The sequence below is a fragment of the Streptomyces sp. NPDC029836 genome (assembly GCF_055574495.1).
Genome location: NZ_JBVHZI010000003.1, coordinates 409,900 through 434,820, shown reverse-complemented (window position 1 = coordinate 434,820; position 24,921 = coordinate 409,900). Strand labels below are relative to the sequence as shown.

At 71.9% G+C, this 24,921-nt stretch carries 23 protein-coding genes and 2 pseudogenes; 9 read left to right on the top strand and 16 right to left on the bottom strand.

From position 1 onward, the window contains the following. Positions 1–19: 19 nt before the first annotated feature. The 3 genes and pseudogenes from ACZ4XJ_RS12835 to kstD all read left to right on the top strand — a co-directional run bounded on the left by ACZ4XJ_RS12835 (position 20) and on the right by kstD (position 3,523). Entirely contained in the window at positions 20–625 is a 606-nt protein-coding gene (locus ACZ4XJ_RS12835; RefSeq protein ID WP_362879012.1) for a TetR/AcrR family transcriptional regulator, read from the top strand. Then, positions 622–1,552, top strand: a pseudogene (locus tag ACZ4XJ_RS12830) (SGNH/GDSL hydrolase family protein). The gene ACZ4XJ_RS12835 and the pseudogene ACZ4XJ_RS12830 overlap by 4 nt, the downstream one beginning before the upstream one ends. A gap of 159 nt (positions 1,553–1,711) precedes the next feature. Continuing rightward, positions 1,712–3,523, top strand: a complete 1,812-nt coding sequence (gene kstD, locus ACZ4XJ_RS12825; RefSeq protein WP_468496175.1) for a 3-oxosteroid 1-dehydrogenase — start codon at positions 1,712–1,714, stop codon at positions 3,521–3,523. 47 nt (positions 3,524–3,570) lie between these two features. On the opposite strand, the gene ACZ4XJ_RS12820 is transcribed toward kstD, so the two are convergent. The 8 genes from ACZ4XJ_RS12820 to ACZ4XJ_RS12785 all read right to left on the bottom strand — a co-directional run bounded on the left by ACZ4XJ_RS12820 (position 3,571) and on the right by ACZ4XJ_RS12785 (position 12,639). Further along, complete coding sequence (locus tag ACZ4XJ_RS12820; protein WP_281209983.1) at positions 3,571–4,071, bottom strand: hypothetical protein; 501 nt, start codon at positions 4,069–4,071, stop codon at positions 3,571–3,573. Between the two features lie 289 nt (positions 4,072–4,360). Next, entirely contained in the window at positions 4,361–7,189 is a 2,829-nt protein-coding gene (locus tag ACZ4XJ_RS12815) for an ATP-binding protein (protein ID WP_468496174.1), read from the bottom strand. Between the two features lie 99 nt (positions 7,190–7,288). Then, entirely contained in the window at positions 7,289–7,699 is a 411-nt protein-coding gene (locus ACZ4XJ_RS12810; protein ID WP_468496173.1) for an ACT domain-containing protein, read from the bottom strand. Between the two features lie 346 nt (positions 7,700–8,045). After that, entirely contained in the window at positions 8,046–8,285 is a 240-nt protein-coding gene (locus ACZ4XJ_RS12805; protein WP_362879003.1) for a DUF397 domain-containing protein, read from the bottom strand. Positions 8,286–8,458: 173 nt separating this feature from the next. Then, on the bottom strand, positions 8,459–9,643 hold the full coding sequence (locus tag ACZ4XJ_RS12800; RefSeq protein WP_362879001.1) for a thiolase domain-containing protein: 1,185 nt from the start codon (positions 9,641–9,643) through the stop codon (positions 8,459–8,461). Continuing rightward, positions 9,640–10,779 (bottom strand): thiolase domain-containing protein, encoded by a 1,140-nt coding sequence (locus tag ACZ4XJ_RS12795; RefSeq protein ID WP_468496172.1) that lies wholly within the window; start codon positions 10,777–10,779, stop codon positions 9,640–9,642. Before ACZ4XJ_RS12795 ends, ACZ4XJ_RS12800 begins: the two co-directional genes overlap by 4 nt. Continuing rightward, positions 10,779–11,768 (bottom strand): Zn-ribbon domain-containing OB-fold protein, encoded by a 990-nt coding sequence (locus tag ACZ4XJ_RS12790; protein ID WP_468496171.1) that lies wholly within the window; start codon positions 11,766–11,768, stop codon positions 10,779–10,781. Before ACZ4XJ_RS12790 ends, ACZ4XJ_RS12795 begins: the two co-directional genes overlap by 1 nt. Before the next feature lie 70 nt (positions 11,769–11,838). Further along, entirely contained in the window at positions 11,839–12,639 is an 801-nt protein-coding gene (locus tag ACZ4XJ_RS12785) for a crotonase/enoyl-CoA hydratase family protein (RefSeq protein WP_362878997.1), read from the bottom strand. Positions 12,640–12,838: 199 nt separating this feature from the next. Here ACZ4XJ_RS12785 and ACZ4XJ_RS12780 point away from each other — a divergent pair, with 199 nt between their 5' ends. Continuing rightward, a complete protein-coding gene (locus ACZ4XJ_RS12780) occupies positions 12,839–14,470 on the top strand; it encodes an acyl-CoA synthetase (RefSeq protein WP_468496170.1) in 1,632 nt (543 codons plus the stop codon). 200 nt (positions 14,471–14,670) lie between these two features. On the opposite strand, the gene ACZ4XJ_RS12775 is transcribed toward ACZ4XJ_RS12780, so the two are convergent. Continuing rightward, positions 14,671–14,886 (bottom strand): hypothetical protein, encoded by a 216-nt coding sequence (locus ACZ4XJ_RS12775; RefSeq protein ID WP_362878993.1) that lies wholly within the window; start codon positions 14,884–14,886, stop codon positions 14,671–14,673. On the opposite strand from ACZ4XJ_RS12775, the gene ACZ4XJ_RS12770 reads away from it, so the two are divergent. The 3 genes from ACZ4XJ_RS12770 (at position 14,876) to ACZ4XJ_RS12760 (ending at position 17,376) form a co-directional block, all read left to right on the top strand. Further along, complete coding sequence (locus ACZ4XJ_RS12770) at positions 14,876–15,013, top strand: hypothetical protein (RefSeq protein ID WP_362878991.1); 138 nt, start codon at positions 14,876–14,878, stop codon at positions 15,011–15,013. The genes ACZ4XJ_RS12775 and ACZ4XJ_RS12770 overlap by 11 nt on opposite strands. A gap of 88 nt (positions 15,014–15,101) precedes the next feature. Continuing rightward, positions 15,102–16,433, top strand: a complete 1,332-nt coding sequence (gene paaK, locus ACZ4XJ_RS12765; protein WP_362878989.1) for a phenylacetate--CoA ligase PaaK — start codon at positions 15,102–15,104, stop codon at positions 16,431–16,433. Between the two features lie 82 nt (positions 16,434–16,515). Beyond that, positions 16,516–17,376 carry a YhjD/YihY/BrkB family envelope integrity protein gene (locus tag ACZ4XJ_RS12760; protein ID WP_468496169.1) on the top strand — a complete coding sequence of 287 codons (861 nt, stop codon included), beginning with the start codon at positions 16,516–16,518 and terminating at the stop codon, positions 17,374–17,376. Between the two features lie 21 nt (positions 17,377–17,397). Here the strand turns inward: ACZ4XJ_RS12760 and ACZ4XJ_RS12755 are convergent. Continuing rightward, positions 17,398–17,571 (bottom strand): annotated as a pseudogene (locus tag ACZ4XJ_RS12755) (AMP-binding enzyme); the annotation flags it as partial. Positions 17,572–17,697: 126 nt separating this feature from the next. Beyond that, a complete protein-coding gene (locus ACZ4XJ_RS12750) occupies positions 17,698–18,171 on the bottom strand; it encodes a DUF1360 domain-containing protein (protein WP_468496168.1) in 474 nt (157 codons plus the stop codon). 567 nt (positions 18,172–18,738) lie between these two features. On the opposite strand from ACZ4XJ_RS12750, the gene ACZ4XJ_RS12745 reads away from it, so the two are divergent. Further along, on the top strand, positions 18,739–19,005 hold the full coding sequence (locus ACZ4XJ_RS12745; protein WP_468496167.1) for a hypothetical protein: 267 nt from the start codon (positions 18,739–18,741) through the stop codon (positions 19,003–19,005). Between the two features lie 63 nt (positions 19,006–19,068). Here the strand turns inward: ACZ4XJ_RS12745 and ACZ4XJ_RS12740 are convergent, their stop codons facing one another. The 3 genes from ACZ4XJ_RS12740 to ctaD form a co-directional block, all read right to left on the bottom strand. Then, complete coding sequence (locus ACZ4XJ_RS12740) at positions 19,069–19,200, bottom strand: hypothetical protein (RefSeq protein WP_468496166.1); 132 nt, start codon at positions 19,198–19,200, stop codon at positions 19,069–19,071. Between the two features lie 503 nt (positions 19,201–19,703). Next, positions 19,704–20,042 carry a hypothetical protein gene (locus ACZ4XJ_RS12735; protein ID WP_362878981.1) on the bottom strand — a complete coding sequence of 113 codons (339 nt, stop codon included), beginning with the start codon at positions 20,040–20,042 and terminating at the stop codon, positions 19,704–19,706. A 19-nt stretch (positions 20,043–20,061) separates the two neighbouring features. After that, positions 20,062–21,801 (bottom strand): aa3-type cytochrome oxidase subunit I, encoded by a 1,740-nt coding sequence (gene ctaD / locus ACZ4XJ_RS12730; protein ID WP_468496165.1) that lies wholly within the window; start codon positions 21,799–21,801, stop codon positions 20,062–20,064. Positions 21,802–22,103: 302 nt separating this feature from the next. On the opposite strand from ctaD, the gene ACZ4XJ_RS12725 reads away from it, so the two are divergent. Beyond that, entirely contained in the window at positions 22,104–22,544 is a 441-nt protein-coding gene (locus ACZ4XJ_RS12725; protein ID WP_468496164.1) for an SPW repeat domain-containing protein, read from the top strand. 282 nt (positions 22,545–22,826) lie between these two features. Here ACZ4XJ_RS12725 and ACZ4XJ_RS12720 read toward each other — a convergent pair whose 3' ends face one another. Both ACZ4XJ_RS12720 and ACZ4XJ_RS12715 read right to left on the bottom strand, forming a co-directional pair. Continuing rightward, entirely contained in the window at positions 22,827–23,228 is a 402-nt protein-coding gene (locus tag ACZ4XJ_RS12720) for an STAS domain-containing protein (RefSeq protein WP_362878975.1), read from the bottom strand. A 446-nt stretch (positions 23,229–23,674) separates the two neighbouring features. Further along, positions 23,675–24,814, bottom strand: a complete 1,140-nt coding sequence (locus ACZ4XJ_RS12715; RefSeq protein ID WP_362878973.1) for a calcium:cation antiporter — start codon at positions 24,812–24,814, stop codon at positions 23,675–23,677. Positions 24,815–24,921: the final 107 nt, after the last annotated feature.

Sequence of the window (24,921 nt, the reverse complement as noted above, 5' to 3'; positions counted from 1 at the left end):
GCGGAAGCGGAGGTCGGACATGGCGGCGCGGGCGGAACGGGTGGGACTGACCACGGAACGCCTGGTCCGGGCGGGAGCCGAGCTGGCCGACGAGATCGGCTTCGAGCAGGCGACCCCCGCGGAACTCGCCCGCCGCTTCGGGGTCAGGACCGCGAGCCTGTACTCGCACGTGCGCAACGCCCACGACCTGAGGACCCGGATCGCCGGGCTCGCCCTGGAGGAGCTCGCCGACCGGGCCGCGGACGCCGTGGCCGGCCGGGCCGGCAAGGACGCCCTGACCGCCTTCGCCCACGCCTACCGCGACTACGCCCTCGCCCACCCCGGCCGCTTCGTGGCTGCCCGTTGCCCGCTCGACCCGGACTCCGCCGCGGCCGGCGCCGCCGTCCGGCACGCGCGACTGATCCGCTCGGTGCTGCGCGGGTACGGTCTGGCCGAGCCGTACGAGACGCACGCGGTGCGCCTGCTGGGCAGCGTGTTCAGCGGCTTCGTGACCTTGGAAGGCGCCGGCGGCTTCGACCACAGCGCGCCGGAATCCCGGGAGAGCTGGACGGAGATCCTCGACGCGCTCGACGTACTGCTGCGCCACTGGCCCACCACCCCCCTGACCGAAGTGAGCGGGACATGAACGGACGAGCCGGCTGGACCACCACCCCCGTCACCGCTGAACTGCTGCGCGGCGCAATCGACTTGGAACACACCGAACGCGGCGTGCTCCCGCACCGGCTGCCCCCGCGGGCCCGGCTGCAGATCCCGGTCGGCGGGCCCGCCCTCGCGGAGGCGCAGCCGTCCGGTGTGCGGATCGTCTTCCGCACCCGGGCCACGACCGTCGAACTGGACGTGGTCGCCACCAAACGCGTCCACCCGGGCATCGCACCCGCTCCCGACGGCGTGTACGAGCTGCTCGTGAACGGCCGGCTCGCGGGCACGGCCCGCGCACCCCACGGCGACGTCCTCACCATCGACATGGCCGCCGGGACCGCGGTGACCCGACCCGGCCTGATGGCGACCCTGCGGTTCGACGGGTTGAGCGGCGCCGACAAGGACGTGGAGATCTGGCTGCCGTACGACGAGAGCACCCGCCTCGTCGCCCTGCGCACCGACGCCCCCGTCCGGACCCCGCCCCCGACCGGCCGCAGGGTGTGGCTGCACCACGGAAGCTCGATCGCACCCCTCGACCCCGCTGCTCGTCGTGTCGCCGCTCCATTGCGCCCTCCACGAGCGCACTCCGGGTCCCAGCGCCATGAACGTCGAGGGGGCGACCGAGGGGCGCCTTCGGTTCACGGCCGCGGGTGATCCCGCCGAGGTCGCCGCCGGAAAGTTGACGCTGCGGGTCGTCCGGGAGGAACTCGCCCGGATCGTCCGGCAACGGGCCTCCGAGGACCCGCACCTGCACCACCTCGACGGGCTCGCCCTCTACGGCGAGGCCGACGAGGCCGCGCTGCCGATGCCCGACGACCTCCATCCCGACGCCGCCACGCACCGCCTCATCGGGGAGCGCTTCGCCCGCGCCGTCTTCGGCGCCGGCGGGCCGTTCACCGCCGACTCCCGCTGAGCGGGGCCGCGTTCACTCGTACCACTCCCCCGATTTCCGACGGTCGGGGGCGCCGGCGGCGGCGCATCCCTTGACATCACATGATCCCCCTAACACCTTTTCTGACTCAGCATCAGAAATGCTGGAGCCGCCCTCCTCCCCTCCCGCTGGAGCCCGCCCATGACCGAAAGCCCCGCCCCTTCCCTGCCCTCCCGCACCGCCTCGCCCTCCCTGCCGTCCCCGCCCTCCCTGCCCTCCCGCCGGACCGTCCTCGCCGGGACGGGCGCGGGGGTGCTCGCCGCCACCGTCCTGCCGGGGACCGCGCGGGCCGACGGGGCGCCGCTCGGCGAGTACGACGTCGTCGTGGTCGGGTCGGGGGCCGCCGGGATGACGGCCGCCCTGACCGCCGCGAAGCGGGGCCTGAGCGTCCTGGTCGTCGAGAAGGCGCCGACCTTCGGCGGTTCGGCGGCCCGCTCCGGCGCCGGGATATGGCTGCCGAACAACTCGGTGATCCTGGGCGCCGGGGTGCCGGACACCCCGCAGAAGGCGGCGACGTACCTCGCGGCGGTGGTGGGCCCCGACGTGCCGGCCGACCGGCAGCAGGCGTTCCTCGCGAACGGGCCCCGGATGCTGGACTTCGTCATGGCCAACAGTCCGCTGCGGTTCCGCTTCATGGACGGCTACAGCGACTACTACCCCAACCTGCCGGGCGGTTTGCCGAACGGCCGCTCCATCGAGCCCGACCAGATCGACGGGAACGTCCTGGGCTCCGAGCTGGCGCACCTGAACCCGGCGTACATGCCGGTGCCCGCCGGGATGGTCGTGTTCAGCCAGGACTACAAGTGGCTCAACCTCGCGGCGGTCAGCGCGAGGGGGCTCGCGGTGTCCGCCGAGTGCCTGGCGCGCGGCACGGCGGCGGCCCTGCGCGGGGAGAAGCCGCTCACGATGGGGCAGGCGCTTGCCGCCGGGCTGCGCGCCGGGCTGCAGCGGGCGGGGGTTCCGGTGTGGCTGAACAGCCCGCTGGTGGACCTCGTCCAGGAGGGCGACGCGGTCACGGGCGTGGTGGTGGAGAAGGCGGGCGCACGGGGCGTGGTGCGCGCCCGCAAGGGGGTGGTGATCGGCTCCGGCGGCTTCGAACACAACGCGCAGATGCGGGAGCAGTACCAGCAGCAGCCGATCGGCTCCCAGTGGTCCGTCGGCGCCAAGGAGAACACCGGCGACGGCATCCGCGCGGGCCAACGGGCCGGGGCCGGGCTGGCGTTGATGGAGGACGCCTGGTGGGGACCGTCGATCCCGCTGCCCGGGGAACCGTACTTCTGTCTGGCGGAGCGGACGCTGCCCGGCGGCTTGATCGTCAACCGGGCGGGGGCCCGGTTCGTGAACGAGGCGGCCCCGTACAGCGACGTGGTGCACGTCATGTACGACAAGGACCGCGGCGCGGCCGGTTCGCACATCCCCGCCTGGCTGATCGTGGACCAGCACTACCGCAACAAGTACCTGTTCAAGGACATCCTGCCGACCCTGCCCTTCCCGGACTCCTGGTACGAGGCGGGAGCGGCGAAGAAGGCGTGGACCTGGGACGCCCTCGCCGGCCAGATCGGGGTGCCGGCCGGCGCGCTGCGGGCGACGCTGAACCGGTTCAACGCCCAGGCGTGGAACGGCACCGACGCCGACCACCACCGGGGTGACACGGCGTACGACCACTACTACACGGACCCGAACGTGCACCCGAACTCGTGCCTGGCGCCGGTCTGGGTGCCGCCGTTCTACGCGTTCAGGATCGTGCCCGGTGACCTGGGGACGAAGGGCGGCATCGTGACGGACGCACGGGCCCGGGCGCTGCGCCCGGACGGCTCGGTGATCCGCGGTCTGTGGGCGGCGGGCAACGCGAGCGCGGCGGTCATGGGCCACAGCTACGCGGGCGCCGGATCGACGATCGGGCCCGCGATGACGTTCGGCTGGGTGGCGGCGAACGACATCGCGGACGCCTGACGCGGACCGGGCCGCCGCGACCCTCGCACCGTGCGGTTCCGGCGGGCTCAGCCCTGCTGGAACAGCTCGGCGGGGAGCGGCTTGAGCAGCGCGTACAGGTCGTCGGTGATCGGCCGGTCCCAGCTGGCGATGGTCACGAGGACGTTGTCGCTGCGGTCGAACTGCACGCAGGAGATCCGACTCTCGGAGAGCTTGACCTTGCGGACGATGAGGAGGTTGTCGCCCTGCATGACGGGGCAGTCCTCCGAGCCGGTGACCTCCACCTCCTCCTCGTTCTCGAGGGCGTCGAGGAGCTGGGCCACCTCGAAGGGGACCTCGCCCTCGGCGAGGTCCCGGGCCGGGGACCCCTCGGGGAGGTTGCCGATGATCATCGCGGGGCCGCGGCCGCCGAACAGGTCGTAGCGCAGGAAGACGCCCTGGCAGCTGCCGTCGGGGGCGGGGAGCAGCCCGGCCCCGAGGTTGCCCGGCCAGTCCCCCGGGTCCATGGCCAGGACGTCGAAGTCCGGGCCGGCGGGTGTGGCGGCGCGGTGGCGGCGGAGGAAGGACATGCCGCCATGGTACGTGGCCGCGCGCGTTTTCCGGCGCGGGGGCCCCGGGGCCCGGCCGGGCCCCGGGGGTCGCGGATCTGCGGGTACGGACCTTCGGAGGAATCCGCTCCTTACCGGAGACGGGCGCTCGCGCCGCCGGGCCCGGCGGCGGCCCGGACCTGCGGGGACCGGTGTGCACGGGTGGGGCGGGAATGGCGTTCCCGGGGCCGGTCGGGCGCCCTCCTCGGGTGCCGGCCGCGCGACGGAGGGTGCGGTCCGGGTGGGCGGCCCCCGTCAGCGCCGGGGTGGCTCACCCCGCGCCGCGGGCGAAGGAGGCGAGCGCGTCCGCGAGGCCGGCCGGGTCGGTGCCCAGCTTGCGGCAGACGGCGGAGAGTTCGGGGCCGGCCTGGGAGGGGACGCCCTCGATCACGGCTTCGGCGGCGCTCAGTTCCTCCGGGGTCGGCTCGTCCTCCCAGGAGGAACCGCAGGGCAGCTCCCCACCGAGGGTGAGCAGCCGGCTCGCGAGGGTGGCGGTGAGGGCGTCCGCGCCGCATTCGCGGCTGGTGAGGAGCGCGCGGGTGAGGACGGCCCGGTCCTGGAGTTCGGTGCCGAGCGCGGCCAACGCGAGGGCCAGTTCGTAGCCGGCCGGGGAGGCCGCCAGCAGGGTGACCGCCTCCCGCAGCAGCGGCAACCGGTCCTGCGGGGCGGCGACCTCGGCCGAGACCCGCAGGGCCTGCCCGATGCCGGAGGGGGCCCCGAAGGCGCGGGCCCGGCGCAGGGCCTCGGCGGCCAGCGCCCGGGCCCCGGCCGGGTCCTCGGGTGCGACCGCCCGGGCCAGGTGCAGCTGCCAGGGGCACCAGGACGGGTTCTGGATGCCGCGCGGGGTGAGCCGTCGGTCCACGGCTTCGAGTTCGGCGGCGGCGGCCTTGCGGTCGCCGCGGGCGAGCAGCAGTTCGGCGTACACGGTCTGGGAGTCGGGGAAGACCACGGCGGCCGGGAAGGGTTCCCCGTAGTCGTGGTCGTGGGCCAGTTCCCAGGCTTCGTCGGTCCGGCCGCGGGCGATGAGGGTGGTGACGAGGATGGCGATGGCGTACCAGTGCACGGGCGTACGACGGCCCACGCGTTCGGCGAGCCGCAGGCCGGTGCGGGCCAGTTCCTCGGCCTCTTCGAGCCGGCCGCGGCGGTAGCGGACGTAGCCGCGCAGGCTGTGCGCGAAGGAGAGGTGGGCGCCGTACCAGCCCTGGCGTTCGAACTCGGCGGTGCCCGCTTCGAAGAGTTCCTCGGTGCGGCCGGGCCGGTCGGCGTACATGTGGACCATGGCGGTCAGGACGGGGACCTCGAAGCCGCGGTCCTCGTAGGCCCAGCTGAAGTGCTCCTCCAGCACGCGGTCCGCGTGGTGCAGGACCACCTCGACGGGTTCGCCGCGCAGGCAGGCGTCCCAGGCGCGCAGCCCGATGATGTAGCGCTCGGTGAGGTCGCGGCCGGTGAGGTGCTCGGCGAGTTTGGTGAGCCGGCGGGAGCGGGCCGGGGAGTCGGGTTCGGCGGCGTTGAAGGCGTCCCACATGAACTGTTCGGACTGCAGGCGCAGTCGGGCGCGGGCGTCCTGGGTGTGCGGGATCTCCCGGGCGAGGAGTTCGGAGGCCTCGGACAGCAGGTCGCTGTGGGAGAGGACCTGGGCGAGGCGGATGACGATGCCCTGCCGCAGGGCGGGGTCGTCGAAGGGCTCGGCGAGGGCCGCCCGCAGGTGGTTGACGGTGTTCGCGGGTTCGGTCAGCAGGGAGGCGCAGCCCAGTTCGTAGAGCACGGCGGCGCGTTCGTCGAAGTCCGGGGGTTCCTGGAGGGCGCGGGCGAGTTGGCGACGGGCGGCCTCGGGGGCGCCGGCCCGGAGGTTGTCGGCGGCGGCCTCGCGCAGGGTGCGCACCACCCAGGGGTCGTTCTCCGGCTGGGTTTCCAGCAGGTGGCGGGCGGCGGCGGAGGAGCCGAGCCCGGCGTCGACGACGGCGGAGGCGGTCTTGCCGTGGAGGGCGACGCGCAGGGCGTCGGGTATGCCGCGGTAGATGGCGGTGGCGATGAGGGGGTGGACGAACTCCAGTCCGACGTGCTCGCCTTCGGGGGCCGCGGACAGGATGCGGGCGTCGCGCAGTCGTTGGGTGGCGTCGGCGGCCTCTTCGGCGCCGAGGCCCGCGACGCGGGCGGCGATGCGTTGCGGGATGGCGGTGCCGAGGACGGAGCAGGCCCAGGCGAAGCGCACGGTGGAGGGCCCGAGGTTGTGCAGGCGGGCGACGAGGCCGCTGCCGCGCTGTGCGGCGACGAGGTCGCGCAGCAGCGGGGCGCTGGCCTCGACCGGGGCGAGGCCCTTGTCGCGGACCTTGGCCGTGAGTTCGACGGCTTCGAAGGGGTTGCCGGTGGTGACGGTCCAGGCCTCCTGGCAGAAGGCGTCGTCGGCGTGCTCCCCGACGGCCTCGCGGACGAGGGTGGTGACGGCGGCGGCGCTGAGCGGGGCCAGGGTCAGGGGGCGCTGTCCGGCCCGGCCGGGGAGGGTCCGGAAGGACTCGGCGTGCGCGGGCAGTTCGTCGGGGCGGTAGGCGACGACGAGGAGCAGCGAAAGGTGCTCGGCGCGCGGGGCGAAGGCGGCGAGCCAGCTCAGGGATTCGGCGTCGGCCCAGTGGGCGTCGTCGAGGACGAGGACGACGGGGGCGCGCTGGACGGTGAGGTGGGTCAGGACCCAGTCGAGTCCGTCGCGCAGGCCCTGGGGGTCGGGCGGGGCGCCCTCGGGGGCGCACAGGCCGAGGGCGGGGCCGACGATGGCGTACCAGCTGCCGAGGGCGTCGCGCAGGGCGGCTTCGGAGCGGCCGGCCAACTGGGGCTGGATGAGCTGGCGGGCGACGTGGAAGGGCTGGCTCTGCTCCTGTTCCCCGCCGCGGGCGGCGAGCAGGGTGCAGTCACGGGCGAGCGCGCGGCGGCGCACTTCGGCGAGCAGGGTCGTCTTGCCGAGGCCGGCCGGGCCGGAGAGGGCGAGCAGGGCGCCGCCCGCGTCCGGTCCGGAGTCGGTGAGCCGGTCGAGGGCCTCGTCGACGGCGACAAGTTCCGCTTCGCGTTCGAAGATGGTGCGCCGCGTCCGGGTCCGGCGGTCCGTCATGGCTGGTACCCCCCAGGCCTGTTCGGAGGATCAGCGTACGCCCGCGCGTGCGCCGGGGGAGGGCCTGAGCTCGGGAAAGATCGGAATGTTTTCCGGATTTCACCATCGCGCCGAACGCGTGGCGAGTTCCTCCAGTACGGCGACCGCTTCGGCGGCCCGGTCGGCGGCCACGAACAGGTGGTCGTGGTGGTGGCCGGCGATCACGTTGCAGCTGAGTCCGTGGGCGGCCAGTTCGGCGGCGAAGGCTCCGGTCAGGCCGACGGCGTCCAGGGCGGAATGGATCCGCAGGGTGATCCAGCCGGCCGTCCAGTCGTAGGCGAGTCCGGCCGCGTCGGCGTCCTCCTGGCGCAGGACCAGGGTGAGGCCCTCGGGCTCCAGGACGGTGGCGACGGGAGTGAGGCCCTCGGGTGCGCGCGTGGAGGTGGGCAGGGTGCAGAAGACGTACCGCCCGTCGTTCAGTTCGGGTCGCATGCCGCTCAACAGTCTGCGCAGGTCGCTCTCTCCGCTCATCCGACCACCCTACCTATCATCCCGATATGACCGAATCCGTCGCCCCGGTGGCGAACGAGCCGGGGGAACGGCACGCCGATGTTCGGCATGGCGGTGACGGCGGCCTCGGTGCACGGGGTGCGCGAGGACAAGGCGTGGGCCTTCGCGCTCGCCTACATCCAGAAGCACGCGGCCGGCTGATGTGGACGCTGGTGCCGGCCGTGGGGTGGCCGCTCCTGGTGGAACGGCTGCGCCCGTCGCCGCCCCCGGCCCGGGTGTCCTCGTAGAGGAAGACCGCGCCGCGCCGGGCTCGGGCGGGCCCCGGGAGCGGCGGATTCCGCTCGCGGGGCCACGGCCGTGCTCCGGATCAGGTCGGGCCGAAGCGGCCGACGCCCGCCTGGACGACGAACTTGCGCCACTCGTCCGGCGCGAAGATCACCGAGCGGGCTTCGGGGCGCTCCCTGTCGCGCATCGCGATGAACCCCTCGACGAAGGCGATCTGTACGTCGCCCACCCCTCGGCCGCCCGGCCGCCAGTCCGCGCCGCTGAGATCGAGATCGGGCCTGCCCCAGCCTGCGAGGGGTCGCGAAGTCATGCTCTCGGCCACGTGCGTGCTCCTCCCGGTACGTCGTCCGGCCGCCCAGGGTAGCGACCGCCGCGGGTGCCGCACAGGCCGCCCGCGGAACCCGGTGACCGGGCCGCGGTCCGCCGTCGCGCGGCCACCGGGAGGCGACCCGCCGGCCATCACCGACCGCCGACAGGCCCGCTCCGCCGGTGCGGTCAGGAGTTCGGGGGCTCGGACCCCACCAGCCACATCGCGAAGAACTGCGCGCCGCCGCCGTACGCGTGGCCCATCGCCCGGCGGGCGTCGGGCACTTGGTGCTCCCCGGCCCGGCCGCGGACCTGGAGCGCCGCCTCCGCGAAGCGGATCATGCCGGAGGCGCCGATCGGATTGGTGGACAGGACCCCGCCCGACGGGTTCACGGGGAGGTCCCCGTCGAGTTCGGTGACCCCGGCCTCGGTGAGCTTCCAGCCCTCGCCCTCCTGCGCGAAGCCGAGGTTCTCCAGCCACATCGGCTCGTACCAGGAGAACGGGACGTACATCTCCACCGCGTCGATCTCCCGCCGCGGGTCGGTGATCCCGGCCTGCCGGTAGACGTCGGCCGCGCAGTCCTTGCCGGCCTGCGGGGAGACGAAGTCCTTGCCCGCGAACAGGGTCGGCTCGCTGCGCATGGCGCCGCCGTGCAGCCAGGCCGGCGGGTGCGGCGAACGGGCCGCGCCCGCCCGGTCGGTGAGGATCATCGCGCAGGCTCCGTCGGAGGACGGGCAGGTCTCCGAGTAGCGGATCGGGTCCCACAGCATCGGCGAGGCCCGGACCTTCTCCAGGGTGATGTCGTGCTCGTGCAGGTGGGCGTACGGGTTCTTCAGCGCGTTGCGCCGGTCCTTGTAGGCGACGAGCGAGCCGACCGCGTCGGGCGCGCCGGTGCGCCGCATGTACGCGCGCACGTGGGGGGCGAAGAACCCGCCCGCGCCGGCCAGCAGCGGTTGCTGGAAGGGGACGGGCAGGGACAGGCCCCACATGGCGTTGGACTCGGACTGCTTCTCGAAGGCGAGGGTGAGGACGGTCCGGTGGACGCGGGCGGCGACCAGGTTGGAGGCGACGAGGGCGGTCGAGCCGCCGACGGAGCCCGCCGTGTGCACGCGGAGCATCGGTTTGCCGACCGCGCCGAGGGCGTCCGCGAGGTACAGCTCGGGCATCATCACCCCCTCGAAGAAGTCGGGGGCCTTGCCGATGACGACCGCGTCGATGTCGGACCAGGTCAGTTCGGCGTCCGCGAGGGCGCGGGTCGCGGCCTCGCGGACCAGTCCGGCGATGGAGACGTCGTGGCGGGCGGCCACGTGCTTGGTCTGGCCGATGCCGACGACGGCCACCGGCTCCTTGCCCGTCGTGCGCGTCGTACTCAACGGGGGTCTCCTTCCAGGACCGCGACCAGGTTCTGCTGGAGGCAGGGTCCGGAGGTGGCGTGGGCGACGGCCCGGTCGGACGCGCCGCGGTGGATCCGGGCGGCGGCCTCGCCGATCCGGATCAGGCCGGCGGCCATGACCGGGTTGGCGGCGAGCGGGCCGCCCGAGGGGTTGACGTCGACGGAGTCGCCGAGCCCGAGGGCCTTGCGGAGCACGACTTCCTGGGAGGAGAACGGCGCGTGGAGTTCCGCCGTGTCGACGGGAGCCTCGAAGACCCCGGCGCGTTCGGCGGCGAGCCGGGTGGACGGGGAGTCGGTGAGGTCGCGCAGGCCGAGTCCGTGGGCCTCGATGCGGTGGTCGATGCCGGTGATCCAGGCGGGGCGTTCGCAGAGCCGCCGGGCCACGTCGCCCGCCGCCAGGATCACGGCGGCGGCGCCGTCGCCGATGGGCGGGCAGTCGCCGGTGCGCAGCGGCGCCACCTGGTAGTCGCCCGGCGGGACCTCGCCGGTGAGCTGGGCGTGCGGGTTGGCCGCGGCGGCGGTCCGGCTGCGGGCGGCGATGGCGGCCAGGGCGGCCTCGTCGGTCTCGCCCGCGTCGATCAGCGCCCGGGCCTGGAGGGCGGCCAGGGCCACGGAGTCGGGCCAGAGCGGGGCGAGGTAGTAGGGGTCGAGCTGGCGGGTGAGGACGTCGCGCAGCGGGCCCGGGGAGGACTTCCCGTACGAGTACACGAGCGCGGTGTCCGCCTCGCCGGTCTGGATCTTGACCCAGGCCTCGTAGAGGGCCCAGGCGCCGTCCATCTCGACGTGCGACTCGGAGATCGGGGGCCAGGCGCCGACCCCGTCGAGGGTCATGGTGAAGGAGAAGGCCCGGCCGGCGAGGTAGTCACTGGAGCCGGAGCAGGTGAAGCCGATCTCGCCGGCCTTGAGGCCGGTGGCGGCGAGCACCTGGTGGAGGACCGGCATGACCATCTCGACTTCGCTGAGCTCGTCGGTGCGGCGGCGGTGGTCGCTCTGCGCGAAGGCGACGACGGCCACCTCGCGGGCGTACCGCTGCGCCCGCCGGGGCCCCTGCGTGCTGGGCGTGCTCGGCTTGCTCGGCGTGCTCGGTGTGCTCGGTGTGCTCGGCTGGGCGGGCATCAGATGAGCTCCTTGTACGCGTCGTAGTCCGCGTCCGGCTCACCCGTGGGGCGGTAGTGGTCGGGGTGACCGCCGTCTTCCCTCCACACCGGTTCGACGCGCAGGCCCATGCGGACCCGGTCGTACGGGATGCCGCCGATCCGGCCGTGGAGGGCGAGGTCGGCGCCGTCGAGGGCGATGTGGGCGTAGACGTAGGGGACTTCGATGTCGAGATTCTTGGCTTTGATGTTGACGATGCAGTACGTGGTGACCGTGCCGGCCGGGCCGACCTCGACCCGGTCGGTGGTCGCGACCCCGCAGGTGGGGCAGGCGCCGCGCGGCGGGACGTACACCTTGCGGCAGGAGGGGCAGCGCTCGCCGACGGTCCTGCGCTCGGAGAGGGCGGCGATGTAGGCGGTCTGGGCGCGGCCGGGGCTGTACGTGTAGTCCAGGCGGGCCTCGGCGACGATGCCGGTGACGGCGTCGTCGAAGAGCCCGTCGTGGGGGGTGGCGCGGCGGCCTTCGGTGGGGGCGCCGTCCGGAAGCTCGGCCGGGCCCTCGGCGGGTTCGAAGCAGGCGATGTCGGTGATGGCGCCGGTCCGCCGCTCCGCCCAACGGACGCGGACGCGCATGCCGGTGGTGACGGCGTCGGGACCGGGGGCGTCGAGGGCGTGCAGGATCGCCGTGTCGGCGCCGTCGAGCCGGACGAGGACCCAGGCGAACGGGGTGGCCAGGGGCTGCTGCGGGCGGGGTTCGCCGTTCCAGGCCCAGGTGGTGACGGTGCCGGTGGCGCCGACCTCGACCAGTTCGCGGATCTCCTCGGCGGTGACGGGGTCGTACTCGGTCGGCGGCACCATCACCCTGCCGTCCGAGGTCCGCACCCCGAGGACGACGCCCTCGCGCAGCCCGGTGAGGAAGGCGCTCTGGACGGGGCCGAGGGACCGGGTGAAGGGGAACTCTACGACGAGGGGCGCGCGCAGCACCTCGGGTGGGGACGCGGCGGCTGTCATGGGGGTCTCCGATTCTCCGGAACGGGTCGGGCGGGGAGGGAAGGGCGCGGGGGAAGCGCGGGTCGGACGGTCAGGCGCGGCGGTACACCGGCGGGCGCTTCTCGGCGAAGGCCCGGGCCCCTTCCTTCGCGTCGGCCGTGTCGAAGACCGGCCAGCCCCGGACGAGTTCGGCCGCGAGGCCCTCCGTCTCCGTCAGTTCGGCGCTCTCGTAGACGGATGCCTTGACGGCCTCGACGGCGAGGGGCCCGCACGCGTTGATCCGTTCGGCGATCTCCAGGGCCGCCTCCAGGGCGGTCCCGTCGGGCACGACCCGTCCGATCAGCCCGATCCGAGCGGCTTCCTCCGCCGGGTAGGGGCGGCCGGTCAGCAACATCTCCAGGGCGTGGGTGCGCGGGATCTGCCGGGGCAGCCGCACCGTCGAGCCGCCGATCGGGAACAGGCCGCGCTTGACCTCGAAGAGTCCGAAGGTGGCCCCGGCGCCGGCGACCCTGATGTCGGTGCCCTGGAGGATCTCGGTGCCGCCGGCGACGCAGTACCCCTCGACGGCCGCGATCACCGGTTTGCGCGGCCGGTGGTGGCGGAGCATCGCCTTCCAGTGCAGGTCCGGATCGGCTTTGAGCCGGTCGCGGTACTGGTCGCCGTCCATGCCCTTGCCGGCCAGGGCCTTGAGGTCCATGCCGGCGCAGAAGTCCCCGCCCGCCCCGGTCAGCACCACCGAGCGGATCGTGTCGTCCGCGTCCGCCTCCAACCAGCCGTCGTACAGCCCCACCAGCAGCGGCAGCGAGAGCGCGTTCTTCGCTTCCGGTCTGTTCATGGTGAGCACCAGTGTGGCGCCGTGGCGTTCCACTGTGAGGTGTTCCGTCCCACCCATTGCCGTCCTCCCGTCTCAAGACCTAGAACAGGTTGCAGTAGGGGCGGGTGCAGTTCAATAGTTTTCTGACACTCAGTCAGTTTTCTTGGGCGACTCCCTTCCCACTTCCGTGCGGCGGCGCTGTAATGACCGCCGAAGCGGACCGGCACGGGCCCGGGAACGGGCCCGGCACCAGATGTCACCAGGGTCAGGAGGAACGGTGGAGTACAACCTTGCCGACCTGTTCGAGTCGGTCGTGGACGTGGTCCCGGACCGCGAGGCCCTCGTGTACGTGGACCACCCGGGGACCGGCGCGGAGCGTCGGCTCACCTACGCCGAACTGGACGCGGCGGCCAACCGCGTCGCCCACCACCTGCTGGACAGCGGGCTGGAGGCCGGCGAGCACCTGGGCCTGCACATGTACAACGGCGTCGAGTACCTGCAGACCGTCCTGGCCTGCCTCAAGGCCCGCCTGGTGCCGGTGAACGTCAACTACCGGTACGTGGAGGAGGAACTGGTCTACCTCTACAACGACGCGGACCTCGCCGCCCTCGTCTTCGAGGGCGAGTTCACGGAGCGGGTCGCCGCCGCCCTGCCGCAGACGCCGAAGCTGCGCCACCTGGTCCGGGTCGGGGAGGCGCCCGCGGGGGCCCCGCGGCCGACGATCGAGCCCGTCGCGTACCGGGACGCGGAGGCGGCCGGCTCCCCTGACCGCGGATTCCCGGCGCGCAGCGCCGACGACCTGTTCATCATCTACACCGGCGGTACGACCGGGATGCCCAAGGGCGTCATGTGGCGGGCCGAGGACCTGTTCTTCGCCGGGCTGTTCGGTGGCGAGCCGACCGGGGAACCCGTGAAGCGGCCGGAGGAATTGGCCGAGCGGGTCGCCTCGCGCGGCGCCGGCCTCACCTTCTTCCCTGCCCCTCCGTTGATGCACGGCACCTCGACGTTGACCTCGTTCATCGCCTTCAACTACGGGCAGCGGGTGGTCATCCACCGCAAGTACGTCCCGGAGGAGGTGCTGCGCACCATCGAGAAGGAGAAGGTGTCGAGCGTGTCGCTGGTGGGCGACGCGATGTTGCGGCCGCTCATCGACGCCCTCAACGGGCCCTTGGCGGGGACTGACCTGTCCTCGCTGTTCAGCGTCTCCTCGTCCGGGGCGATCATGTCGGAGACGGTGCGCGCCGAGTTCCAGCGCCTGGTGCCGAACGCGATGCTGCTGAACAACTTCGGGTCGTCGGAGTCCGGTTCCAACGGCAAGGCGACGAACGACTCCGGACCCGAGCGGGGCTTCCGGCTGGAGGTCAACGACCGTACGCGGGTGGTGGATCCGGTGACGTACGAGCGGGTGGCCGTGGGGGTTCCGGGCCGGCTCGCGCAGCGCGGACACGTCCCGCTCGGCTACTACAACGACCCGGCGAAGACCGCCGAGACCTTCTTCCGCAAGGGGGACGAGCGGTGGGTGCTGCTCGGCGACATGGCGACGGTCGACGAGGCGGGCATCGTCACGGTCCTGGGCCGTGGTTCGCAGTGCATCAACACGGGCGGCGAAAAGGTGTACCCGGAGGAGGTCGAGCAGGCGCTGAAGTCGCATCCGGACGTGTACGACGCGCTCGTCGCGGGCGTCCCGGACCCGACCTGGGGCAGTCACGTCGCCGCGGTGGTGCAGGTACGGGCCGGGGCGGCGGAGCCGACACTGGACGCGATCCAGAGCCACTGCCGGACCCGGCTGGCGGGGTACAAGATCCCGCGCCAGTTGGTCATCGCCGACGCGATCCAGCGTTCGCCGAGCGGCAAGGCGGACTACCGCTGGGCGAAGACGGTGGCGACGGAGGCGGACGCGGCGGGCTGAGCGGCCCGCCGGCGCGCCGAACCGACGGCGGCTCCACGCACGACACGGGCCCGGGGGCGATCCCGCCCTGCGGGCCCCCCGGTGTGCGCGAAGTGGCGCGTGGGCGGGCGGCGGGTGACCGGCCCCGGCGCCCACCCGACCGGCGTCCGTGGCCGCGGCGCGCGCATCGGACGTCGGCGATCGGAAACCGCGGGCGGAGTTCAGACCTGCGCGCGGAGTTCGGCCGCGACGCCGCGGGCCCAGCCGGCGAGTTCGGGGCGGCCCGCGCCCCGGCCCAGCGTCTCGACCTGGGCGTCGGCGAACCGCTGCGGACCGGAGTCCTCCAGCAGGTGCGCCACCTCGGCCAGCAATCCGGCGAGCCGGCGCGCTTCGGACGCGCTGAGCCGCACCGATACCGCGGGGTCGATGACGGACATGCCCGTCGCCTCCCTTCGCGCCTCCTCCGGCGGGGGCACCTCCTTCGACCGTACGCCGACGCCCGAACGGGCGCCGCCCAGGGGCCGGTCGGGTGCCGGTCTGGAGCAGGTCTGGAGCAAGTCGTAACGATCACTCGTTCGAGTCATTGATTTACCCCGCCGGGTCCGGCACTCTACCGAATGAACGTTCGGTTGGTTCTCGGTGAGGTGACGACATGACGGCGTACGCGGATCTCCACGACGAAGGCGAGCGGCTGGGCGCCGACGAGCTGGCGGCGCTCCAGCTGAAGCGGTTGCGCGCGACCCTGCACCGCGCGTACGAGCGGGTGCCCTTCTACCGGAAGGCCTTCGAGACGGCGGGGCTGCATCCCGACGACTGCCGCTCCCTCGCCGACCTGGCCCTCTTCCCGATGACCACGAAGGCCGACCTGCGCGGGCAGTACCCGTTCGGGATGTTCGCCGTACCCCGCTCCGAGGTCCGCCGCATCCACGCCTCCAGCGGCACCACCGGCCGCCCCACCGTGGTCGGCTACACCGACGGGGACCTGTCCACCTGGGCCGATGTCGTCGCCCGCTCGCTGCGCGCGGCGGGCGCCCGACCCGGCCACCTGGTCCACGTCGCCTACGGGTACGGCCTCTTCACCGGCGGCCTCGGCGCCCACTACGGCGCGGAGCGCCTCGGCTGCACGGTCGTCCCCGCCTCCGGCGGCATGACGGACCGCCAGGTCAGGCTCATCCAGGACTTCCACCCGGAGGTGATCATGGTGACCCCCTCGTACATGCTCACGCTGCTGGACGAGATGGAGCGCCAGGGCATCGACCCGCGCTCGACCTCCCTGCGGACGGGCGTCTTCGGCGCCGAACCGTGGACGGAGGAGATGCGCCGTGAGATCGAGGAACGGCTCGGCATCGACGCGGTGGACATCTACGGCCTCTCGGAGGTGATGGGGCCGGGGGTGGCGCAGGAGTTCGCCTCCCACAAGGACGGCCTGCACATCTGGGAGGACCACTTCTACCCGGAGGTCGTGGACCCCCTGACCGGGGCGGTGCTGCCCGACGGCGAAACCGGCGAGCTGGTGTTCACTTCCCTCACCAAGGAGGCCATGCCGATCATCCGCTACCGCACCCGGGACCTGACGCGGCTACTGCCCGGGACGGCCCGACCGGCCTTCCGACGCATGGAGAAGGTGACGGGCCGCAGCGACGACATGATCATCCTTCGCGGGGTGAACCTCTACCCGACCCAGATCGAGGAGATCCTGCTGCGCTCCCCCGCCCTCGCCCCGCACTTCCAGCTGCGGCTGACCCGTGAGGGCCGGATGGACGCCCTGACCGTACGGGTGGAGGCACGCCGCGAAGCCGGTGCCGGGCAGCGTGAGGCGGCGGCAGCGGAGGTGGTCCGGGCGGTGAAGGAGTCCGTCGGGGTGTCCGTCGCCGTGGAGGTGGTGGATCCGGAGACCCTGGAGCGCTCGGTCGGCAAGATCAAGCGGTTGAAGGACCTCCGCGAGGTCGGTGATCAGGGAGGGGAGGCCGCCGCGCCGCGCTGACGCGCATCCGAAACCACCCCTTCGGGCCCATTTCGGTGCCGCTGCCGGGAGCGGGCGGGCCGACCCGGGTAGTGCATGAGGCGTGACCTCGATCCTGCGGCGGCTCTACGACCGGCTCCAGGGCTCCCCCGCCGGGCTGGCCTGGAGCCGCGGCCGGGAGATCGAGCTGATGCACCGCGCCATGGGCTTCGCGGCGCTCGGGTTCCTGACCCTGGTGCCGCTGCTGGTGGTCGTGTCGGCTGCGGCGCCCGGCAGCGGCTCGGGCTTCGGCCGCTGGCTGGGGCAGGCCCTCGGGGTGACCGCGTCCTCCCGCGCCCGCGTGGAGGCGCTGTTCGGGGCCGCCGACCTGGCCCTGGAGCGGACCACCGCCTTCGGTCTGGCCGCCCTCGCGGTGTTCGGCCTGACGTTCGGCTCCGCCGTGCAGACCGGGTACGAGAAGGTCTGGGACGTGCCGACCGCCCGCTGGCACACCATGTGGCGGCACGTCGTCTGGCTCGCCCTGCTCGTCTGCTACCTCGCGCTGCTCGTCGGCATCCCGGCCCCCTCCGACGACGCCGTCGGCGCGGCGCTCGGAACCGTCGGCGACGTGGTCGGCACCTGCCTGTTCTTCTGGACCTCGGGGCGGCTCCTGCTGGGCGGTCGGGTCCGCTGGCGGGCGCTGTTGCCGGGCGCGGTGGCCACCAGCCTCGGCCTGCTCGGCCTGCGGGTCTTCTCGCAGCTGGTGTTCTCCCCGCTGATCGCCTCCAACGCCGTCACGTACGGGCCGTTCGGGACGCTGCTCGTCGTCCAGTCCTGGCTGGTCGGCGTCGGCTTCGTCGTCTACGGCGGAGCCCTCGTGGGCCGCCTCGTCCACGAACACCTCACCCGGCGCCGGCTGTTCCACAGCGGGGTCCTGACCACCGATAACGCGCCGCCGCCGGATCCCGGAGAACCCGCTCACTGACCGTCCCGACGCGAGGGGAGTTCAGTCGGTCGGCGGCGTGGGGCGGTCGCGGAGTTCACGCTTGAGGATCTTGCCACTGGCGTTGCGCGGCAGGGTCTCGGCGAACACCACCCGCTTCGGGGCCTTGAAGTGGGCCAGCCGCTCGCGGGCGTGGGCCATCAGCTCGGCCTCGGCCACCTCCCCGCGCGGCACCATACGTAGCGGCCGGGAGGCCGTTGGTGGCCCGAAGGAATCCGCTCGCTTCCGCATTCGAGAAAGTCACGCCAACTGCGCCTGCCCTTGCGTCACCCCGCCAAACGACGCGAGCATAGCGCTGCCGAGTCAGTGACCCGCGCGCTCCGAGAGAGCCGAATGCCCGAACTGCAGGGCGTCCGAGAGAGTGAGAGCGGTCAGGGCGCCGGTCACCGTGCGGGTGGCTTCGGGCCAGATGGCGCGGGCCCCGGTAAAGGTGGTGACGATCCACACGCTCAGGCAGAACGGGCAACTGATCAGCTCGCCCACCGTCCTGCGACCGGGATCCTCGCGCGGGGTCTCATTCAGCTCCGCCGGAGCACCGGCGCCGTCCACCTGCGTGAACGGGGCACGAACGGGCCGAGTCACCGTGGCCTTGCCGATCAGCCGACTCAGCCGGAACGTGGCAGTGGCAAGGAGAGCGAGGTCCCAGGGTCCGGGTGAGGGGGGCCGGGGCCGGCCGCTCCGGCGCTGCAGCACCGTCCAGCCGGCCGCATACCCGGCGAACCCGGCCATCGCACACAGATGTCCGCCGTGAGATCGCAACCCCTGGAGCATGCCCATGTACCTACCTCGTTCCGCCCGCTCGGCGACCGTCGCGGCGCCGTCGCCGTGATCGCAGCCAGTGGGCTGTCAAGGCAGCGCCTACCCGGCTCCCGCCAGGGAACGCCCCCCGCCCGCACTCTTGAGTTCCAGCGCGGGAGGCACTCCTCGAGGAGCCCGAGCCCACGGGAAGCTTCGAGGGGAGCGAGCGGGGATCGAGGAGGTTTCGCCCGTCGGCCATATCCCGGTAAGCGGGAGGCAGGGTCGGCTGCGCACTGGATCCACTGCGCAGCCGGCTGACGGGGGGGGTGTCCTGAAGCGTCCGGGTCGGTGTCCTTGTCCATCCCCTTGTCCATCCCCTTGTCCATCCCCTTGTCCATCCCCTTGCGGATGGCGTCGCGTGTCCGGTCCACCACGGCGGCCGTCGGGCCGAGCGGCACGTTGGCTGCAACGCTCTCCACGCCCGGATGAGGACGAGTCGGAGCCACCTTCTCCGGCGCTCGAACCGCCTTGGCCATGGTCATGAGGTGGGCCGGGAGAACTGTTGCGGCGTAGCAGGGCGAATTCGCACCGTTCCTCGGCGCGGGCGTGCAACAGGACGGCGTCACGCAGGGAAAGCAGCACTGGCACGAACCTCGGATCTCCGGTGTCCATCCCTTCCAGGTTCGCCGGCATCTCCTTGACGGCGTTCTCCTCGGCGAGGCGTTCCTGCACGACGTCGTCGCCACCTTCGAACGTTCCGCGGGCGGGGGGTGCACGACGCACGAGGAGAGCCAGCACGTCCTCGCCGGCCGCGGCGTCCCAGACCTGCTTCTCGTCATCCTGTCGTCTTTCACGACATCCTCCTGGGGATAGGGGTGCGCTTCCGCGTCACGTTGGATGACGGCCGGTCTCGGCCCGCTGTGCGGAAGGTCCGGTTCACGCGCGTTGCGCGGGGTCGGGGTGGGGGCTCTCGGTTTCTACGCGGTAGTCCCGCCCGAACATCTCCTGGTGCTGCTGCATGACCCGGTCGCTGGGCGCTGCTTCCCCGCCGTGGATCGTTGCCTGCATCTCCTCGAAGTGCTCGTGCGTCTCCCGGACATAGCCGGCGCCCAGGGTGGTCAGGTCGATCTGGTGGCGAGCAGTTCCCGCAGGTAGGCCTCCTTGGGTTCGAACGCGAGGACGTTCGGTAGCTCGGGGGCGAGGTTCTCCCGCGGCTCGCGCCCGTCATGGCGACATATCAGGTCGCCATGCGATCCGCAGGTTCTCCAGCGCCATGTTTAGGTGCAGCTCCCATACGCGGGCCCCGACTGTCCTCACAACGCAGAGAGCCCTGCGGCGCGGTGTGAAATGCGGACCGGAAGTGACCATGAGACGGATAAGCGGACACGCTGGTCCGGATCGGCGCCGCGCCGCCGACAGCGGCAAAGCGGTGCCTGCGGCCTGGCCCACAAGGCCTGGAAATACAGCATCGCTGAAGAATCAGCTGGATCAACTCCCGCCGTCCGCCCGGTGATGCCGACGACTCGGTACCTGCTGGAGCATTGCCGCGCACGGCCTCCCCCCGGGGCGGTTCAGAAGCGGCAGAGGAGGATCAGGACGGCCGTCCACAGAGCCAGAACTCCTACCGCCAGGCCGGTCGCGCGCCGGCACAGCCGGCCGTACCGGTATGCGTACTCGCCTCGGAGTTCCGCCGCCCGAGCCACGGTCGCGGCCAGTATCTCCCGGCGCAGGCGCAAGTGGTGCTGGGCGAATCGTTCGCTGATCTCGGCCTGTTCTCCGGGTCCGAGCCAGGTCAGGGCGCGGACGAATGCCTGACTTTCCGTATGAGCCTCCTGAAGGGCCGCCTGGCTCATCAGGTACCCCTCGATCCGGGCGAGCCCGGCCGCTGTTTCCTCGGAACGTTCACTCATCAGCCGTGGCCCCGGTCTGCTACTTGGGCGGGGTCGGGCCTGACCCGGGAAGGGATCCGCGGGGACCGGAAGCCCCGTCCTGGTCGACGACGTCGCGTTTGTGGTCGCCGACGTAGTCGAGGGCCGCGATGTCCGGGTGGTGGAGGTCGAAAGCCGGCGATTCGGAGCGCACCCGGGGCAGGGTGACGAAGTTGTGCCGAGGTGGGGGGCAGGAGGTGGCCCATTCCAGGGAGCGGCCGTAGCCCCAGGGGTCGTCGACCTCGACGCGGGGTGCGAACTTCGCGGTCTTCCACACGTTGTAGAAGAACGGGAGGGTGGAGGCGCCGAGGAGAAACGCGCCGATGGAGGAGAAGGTGTTCAGCGCGGTGAATCCGTCGGCCGCGAGGTAGTCGGCGTAGCGGCGCGGCATGCCCTCGGCGCCGAGCCAGTGCTGGACGAGGAAGGTCATGTGAAAGCCGATGAACAATGTCCAGAAGTGAATTTTCCCGAGGCGTTCGTCGAGCATCGTCCCAGTCATCTTCGGCCACCAGAAATAGAATCCGGCGAACATCGCGAAAACAACCGTCCCGAAAACCACGTAATGGAAGTGCGCTACCACGAAGTACGAGTCCGTGACGTGGAAGTCCATCGGGGGCGAGGCCAGAATGATGCCGGTCAGGCCACCGAAAAGGAAGGTGACAAGAAACCCGATCGCCCACAGCATGGGAGTCTCAAACGAAATCGAGCCCTTCCACATGGTGCCGATCCAGTTGAAGAACTTGACCCCGGTCGGTACCGCGATCAGGAACGTCATAAAGGAGAAGAACGGCAGAAGGACAGCTCCGGTGGCGAACATGTGGTGCGCCCACACCGTCAGCGAGAGGCCGGCGATCGCGATGGTGGCACCGACCAGGCCGAGATATCCGAAGACCGGTTTGCGTGAGAACACGGGAAAAATCTCGGTGACGATCCCGAAGAACGGTAGCGCGATGATGTAAACCTCGGGATGCCCGAAGAACCAGAACAAGTGCTGCCAGAGAAGGGCTCCGCCGTTCTCCGGGTCGAAGACCTGCGCGTTGAAACGCCGATCCGCCTCCAGCACCAGCAGAGCGGCGGCCAGGACGGGAAACGCGAAAAGCACCAGGACCGAGGTCAGCAGAATGTTCCAGGTGAAGATCGGCATCCGGAACATCGTCATGCCCGGCATCCGCATGCAGATGATCGTCGTGACGAAGTTGACCGAACCGAGGATCGTGCCGAACCCGGAGAGCGCCAGGCCCATGATCCACATGTCACCGCCCACGTAGGGGGTGCGCTCGCCGCCGCTGAGCGGAGTGTAGGCGGTCCAGCCGAAGTCGGCCGCTCCCTGCGTGGTGAACAGGCTGGCCACCACGATCAGCCCGCCGAAGAGGAACAGCCAGAAGGCGAGCATGTTCAACCGCGGGAACGCCACGTCCGGCGCGCCGATCTGCAGGGGCATGATCGCGTTGGCGAAGCCGGCGAAGGTCGGCGTCGCGAAGAACAGCAGCATGATCGTGCCGTGCAGGGTGAAGACCTGGTTGTACTGCTCGTTGGAGATGATCTGGAGGCCCGGCCGGGCCAACTCGGCCCTCAGCAGCAGTGCCATCACTCCGCCGATGACGAAGAAGCCGAACGACGCGATCAGGTACAGGTGCCCGATCTTCTTGTGATCCGTGGTCGTCAGCCAGGAGATCACCACGGATCCCCCTGAGCGGCCCCGTACCGGGATCGGCGTGACGGGCTCGGTCGAGGTCGCCATGGGCGATTCCTTTGCGTCGGACACGGTGATCACAGATGGACGTGCGGCTACCCGTCATAGCGAGTCTTACGCACGGTTCACACATCTACTACGGAACGTGACGGCAGGCCATATTCGCAGTCGTACGGCAACCCGATTGGCCCCCAGTCGGTCCAGGGTTCTGCCCGAGCTGTCCGTTCCTCGTCGGGGCACCGCACGGCATGCGGCCACGCCACGGGGTGCCTCGCACTCACCGGTCGGTCCGGGCATTCCAAACGGGGTGCTCAGCGAGCGACGGGGTAGGCGACGGTCAGGAGGATGTCATGGCCGTCTACCACTCACACCACACCGCAGTCCCACCGCCTCAGGCACACGCATTCCGCCGGGGCATTCACGACCAAGTTCTCGGGATCGTCATGTTCGCCGCCTCCGCGGCCCTGTGGATATTTCCGATGGCGACGCACGACGGAGCGAAGGACGCGCAGGTCAACGAAGCGGTGGTCGGGACCTTTCTGATGTTCGTCGTAGGCCTGCGGCTCTACCGCGGCAGCAGTTGGCGCTCCGATGCGATCGTTGGTCTGGCCGGCGTGTGGATGATCGTGTCGCCGTTCGTCCTGGGACTGCAGGACGCCGCAGTCGACAGCGGCAGCACGGTCCTCGACATCGCCGTCGGCTCCGTGCTCGTGACCGCCTCGCTGATCTCGTTGCTGATTCTGCGCGCCGACCGCCGCGCGGAGGCCGTCGAGTCGGCCCCCCGCCCCTGAGCGTTTTCACGGGTGCTGTCACGCCCGGCACTGCCCACTGCGGCCGGCGCGATCGGCCAAGAACACCCGCCATCGATATCACCCAGGTCCCGGTCTACCCGGCCTGACCTCGTCGCGAGATCAGCGCCGATACGGGTCCGTCCACGGTTGTGTCTACGGGGATCCGGTCCGGTAGGTGCGCCGGGGCGGGACCGACGATGACATGCCCGGGTTCGGCGGGCAGGCCGCGAGCGCGGGGTCACAGCCACGGCAACCGAGGCTCAGGTCGTGGCCGTGCGCCCGCTATGTGGAACACGGGCCGGTGAGGCAGTTCGCGTCCTGAGCGCGTTGTGCGCGTTGCTCGATGAGACGACGGAACCCGGCTACGCCGTAACGCTCGCCGGTGGAGGAGCCGGGGCCGGGAATGCCGGCGACTTGGGCCATGAGCTGCTGGGGCTGGGCCTGCCAGCCGATGGCCAGGACGCGCAGGCCGAGGCATTCCGCACGCCGGTGCAGGTCCAGGAGGTGGAGCAGGCCGCAGGCATCCATGGCCACCACGCCGTGAAGGTCGAGCACGAGGTCCCGTGCGTCGACGGAGACGTCGTCCAGCGCCTTCTGCAGCACCGCCCCCGCGTACTCGTCGAGTTTTCCCTCGGCACCGATCAGGACCGAGCTGCCACCGTGCCGAACGTCCGTGGTGATCATGCGATCTCCTTCCCCCGGAGGCGTCAAGGCCAGCGGGGCCCCCATCCTGGCCCGCCGCGCCCCCGCGCCGGCGTCAGGCGCGCTGAACCGTGGCCGTGGACCGTGCGTCCCGCTCGCCTTCATCTTGGGACGAGCGTTCCGAGCGCGGGTTCCGGCCACCTGCAGGCCGTCGGCCCGGAACGGGGGGGGCGCTGCCGGTGGCGCGGACCCTGCTGACGTACGGCCGGTCGGCGAACGCGAACTCGGCGTCTTCGCCGACCACGACCGCCTGTTCTCCCAGGAGCGCCGGGTGACCTCGCGGTTCTGCGAGCGGTTCTGCGAGCGGGACATCCTGAGCTCGCCGAAGCGCAGGGTGGTGTGGCCGGCGAGTGGCGCTGACCGCCGGCGCGGTCCGTCCGGTGGGGCCGGGACTCCCGGCCCCACCGGGGCGCGTACGAGGCGGTCGGCTACGGGCTGACGGCCAGGAACAGGTAGGCGGCCAGCAGGACGAGGTGCACGCCGCCCTGGAGCAGCGTGGCGCGGCCCGGCACGATCGTGAGGGCGCTGACGACCACGGTGAGGGCGAGCAGCACCATGTGGATGGGGCCGAGGCCGAGCATCAGCGGTCCGGAGAGCCAGATCGAGGCGAGGGCGATGGCCGGAATGGTCAGGCCGATGCTGGCGATGGCCGAGCCGTAGGCGAGGTTGAGGCTGGTCTGGACCCGGTCACGGCGGGCGGCGCGGACGGCCGCCAGGGTCTCGGGCAGCAGTACGAGCAGGGCGATGATCACACCGACGACGGCGTTGGGCAGTCCCGCGTCGGCGACGCCCTTCTCGATGGTCGGGGAGACGGCCTTGGCGTCGCCGACGACGGCGATGAGCGCGACGAGCAGCAGGCCGAGGCTGATCAGGGCGGCCTTGGAGCTGGGCGGTTCGGCGTGCTCGTCCTCCTCGCCCGCGGCGGCCGCGGCGGCGGCGCGGGCGGCCTCCTTGCGGATGCGGTGGGTGTCGACGGGCAGGAAGTAGTCCCGGTGACGGACCGTCTGGACGGCGATGAACAGTCCGTACAGGGCGAGCGAGGCGACGGCCGCGAAGGTCAGCTGGGCGGTGGAGAACTCGGGGCCGGGCTTGCTGGTGGTGAAGGTCGGCAGGACGAGGCTGAGCGTGGCGAGGGTCGCGACGGTCGCCAGGGCGGCCCCGGAGCCCTCGGCGTGGAACACGGCGACCCGGTTGCGCAGGGCGCCGACGAGCAGGGACAGGCCGACGATGCCGTTGCAGGTGATCATGACGGCGGCGAAGACGGTGTCCCGGGCGAGGGAGGAGGTCTTGGGGCCGCCGTCGGCCATCAGGGTGACGATGAGCGCCACTTCGATGACGGTGACGGCCACGGCGAGGACGAGGGAGCCGAAGGGTTCGCCGACGCGGTGGGCAACGACCTCGGCGTGGTGGACGGCGGCAAGGACCGCGCCCGCCAGGCAGAGGGAGACGAGGAGCACCGCGAGTCCGGGCAGGTCACGTCCCCAGCTGAAGACGAGCGCGACCAGCGCCACCACGGGGACCACGACGGTCCAGTCGGTCAGGGGGGATCTGTGGGTTGCCGTACTCATATGTGCCAAGTTGCCAGAACTGTTCCCCCGGTGCGGTGTGCGGCGCGGATCACGGGCCCCCACGTGGCCCTTCTCACGAAATGTTTGGTCGTGGCGGGCGACGAGGG

Coding starts and splice junctions, on each gene's coding strand:
- ACZ4XJ_RS12795 (WP_468496172.1), bottom strand. CDS start 10,779: ATGCCCGCCCAGCCGAGCACACCGAGCACACCGAGCACGCCGAGCAAG.
- ACZ4XJ_RS12735 (WP_362878981.1), bottom strand. CDS start 20,042: ATGAGTGAACGTTCCGAGGAAACAGCGGCCGGGCTCGCCCGGATCGAG.
- ACZ4XJ_RS12815 (WP_468496174.1), bottom strand. CDS start 7,189: ATGACGGACCGCCGGACCCGGACGCGGCGCACCATCTTCGAACGCGAA.
- ACZ4XJ_RS12820 (WP_281209983.1), bottom strand. CDS start 4,071: ATGTCCTTCCTCCGCCGCCACCGCGCCGCCACACCCGCCGGCCCGGAC.
- ACZ4XJ_RS12775 (WP_362878993.1), bottom strand. CDS start 14,886: ATGTCCGTCATCGACCCCGCGGTATCGGTGCGGCTCAGCGCGTCCGAA.
- ACZ4XJ_RS12725 (WP_468496164.1), top strand. CDS start 22,104: ATGGCCGTCTACCACTCACACCACACCGCAGTCCCACCGCCTCAGGCA.
- ACZ4XJ_RS12715 (WP_362878973.1), bottom strand. CDS start 24,814: ATGAGTACGGCAACCCACAGATCCCCCCTGACCGACTGGACCGTCGTG.
- ACZ4XJ_RS12770 (WP_362878991.1), top strand. CDS start 14,876: ATGACGGACATGCCCGTCGCCTCCCTTCGCGCCTCCTCCGGCGGGGGC.
- ACZ4XJ_RS12785 (WP_362878997.1), bottom strand. CDS start 12,639: ATGGGTGGGACGGAACACCTCACAGTGGAACGCCACGGCGCCACACTG.
- ACZ4XJ_RS12720 (WP_362878975.1), bottom strand. CDS start 23,228: ATGATCACCACGGACGTTCGGCACGGTGGCAGCTCGGTCCTGATCGGT.
- ACZ4XJ_RS12810 (WP_468496173.1), bottom strand. CDS start 7,699: ATGAGCGGAGAGAGCGACCTGCGCAGACTGTTGAGCGGCATGCGACCC.
- ACZ4XJ_RS12750 (WP_468496168.1), bottom strand. CDS start 18,171: ATGGGCATGCTCCAGGGGTTGCGATCTCACGGCGGACATCTGTGTGCG.
- ACZ4XJ_RS12790 (WP_468496171.1), bottom strand. CDS start 11,768: ATGACAGCCGCCGCGTCCCCACCCGAGGTGCTGCGCGCGCCCCTCGTC.
- ACZ4XJ_RS12740 (WP_468496166.1), bottom strand. CDS start 19,200: ATGCAGGCAACGATCCACGGCGGGGAAGCAGCGCCCAGCGACCGGGTC.
- paaK (WP_362878989.1), top strand. CDS start 15,102: ATGACGGCGTACGCGGATCTCCACGACGAAGGCGAGCGGCTGGGCGCC.
- kstD (WP_468496175.1), top strand. CDS start 1,712: ATGACCGAAAGCCCCGCCCCTTCCCTGCCCTCCCGCACCGCCTCGCCC.
- ACZ4XJ_RS12835 (WP_362879012.1), top strand. CDS start 20: ATGGCGGCGCGGGCGGAACGGGTGGGACTGACCACGGAACGCCTGGTC.
- ctaD (WP_468496165.1), bottom strand. CDS start 21,801: ATGGCGACCTCGACCGAGCCCGTCACGCCGATCCCGGTACGGGGCCGC.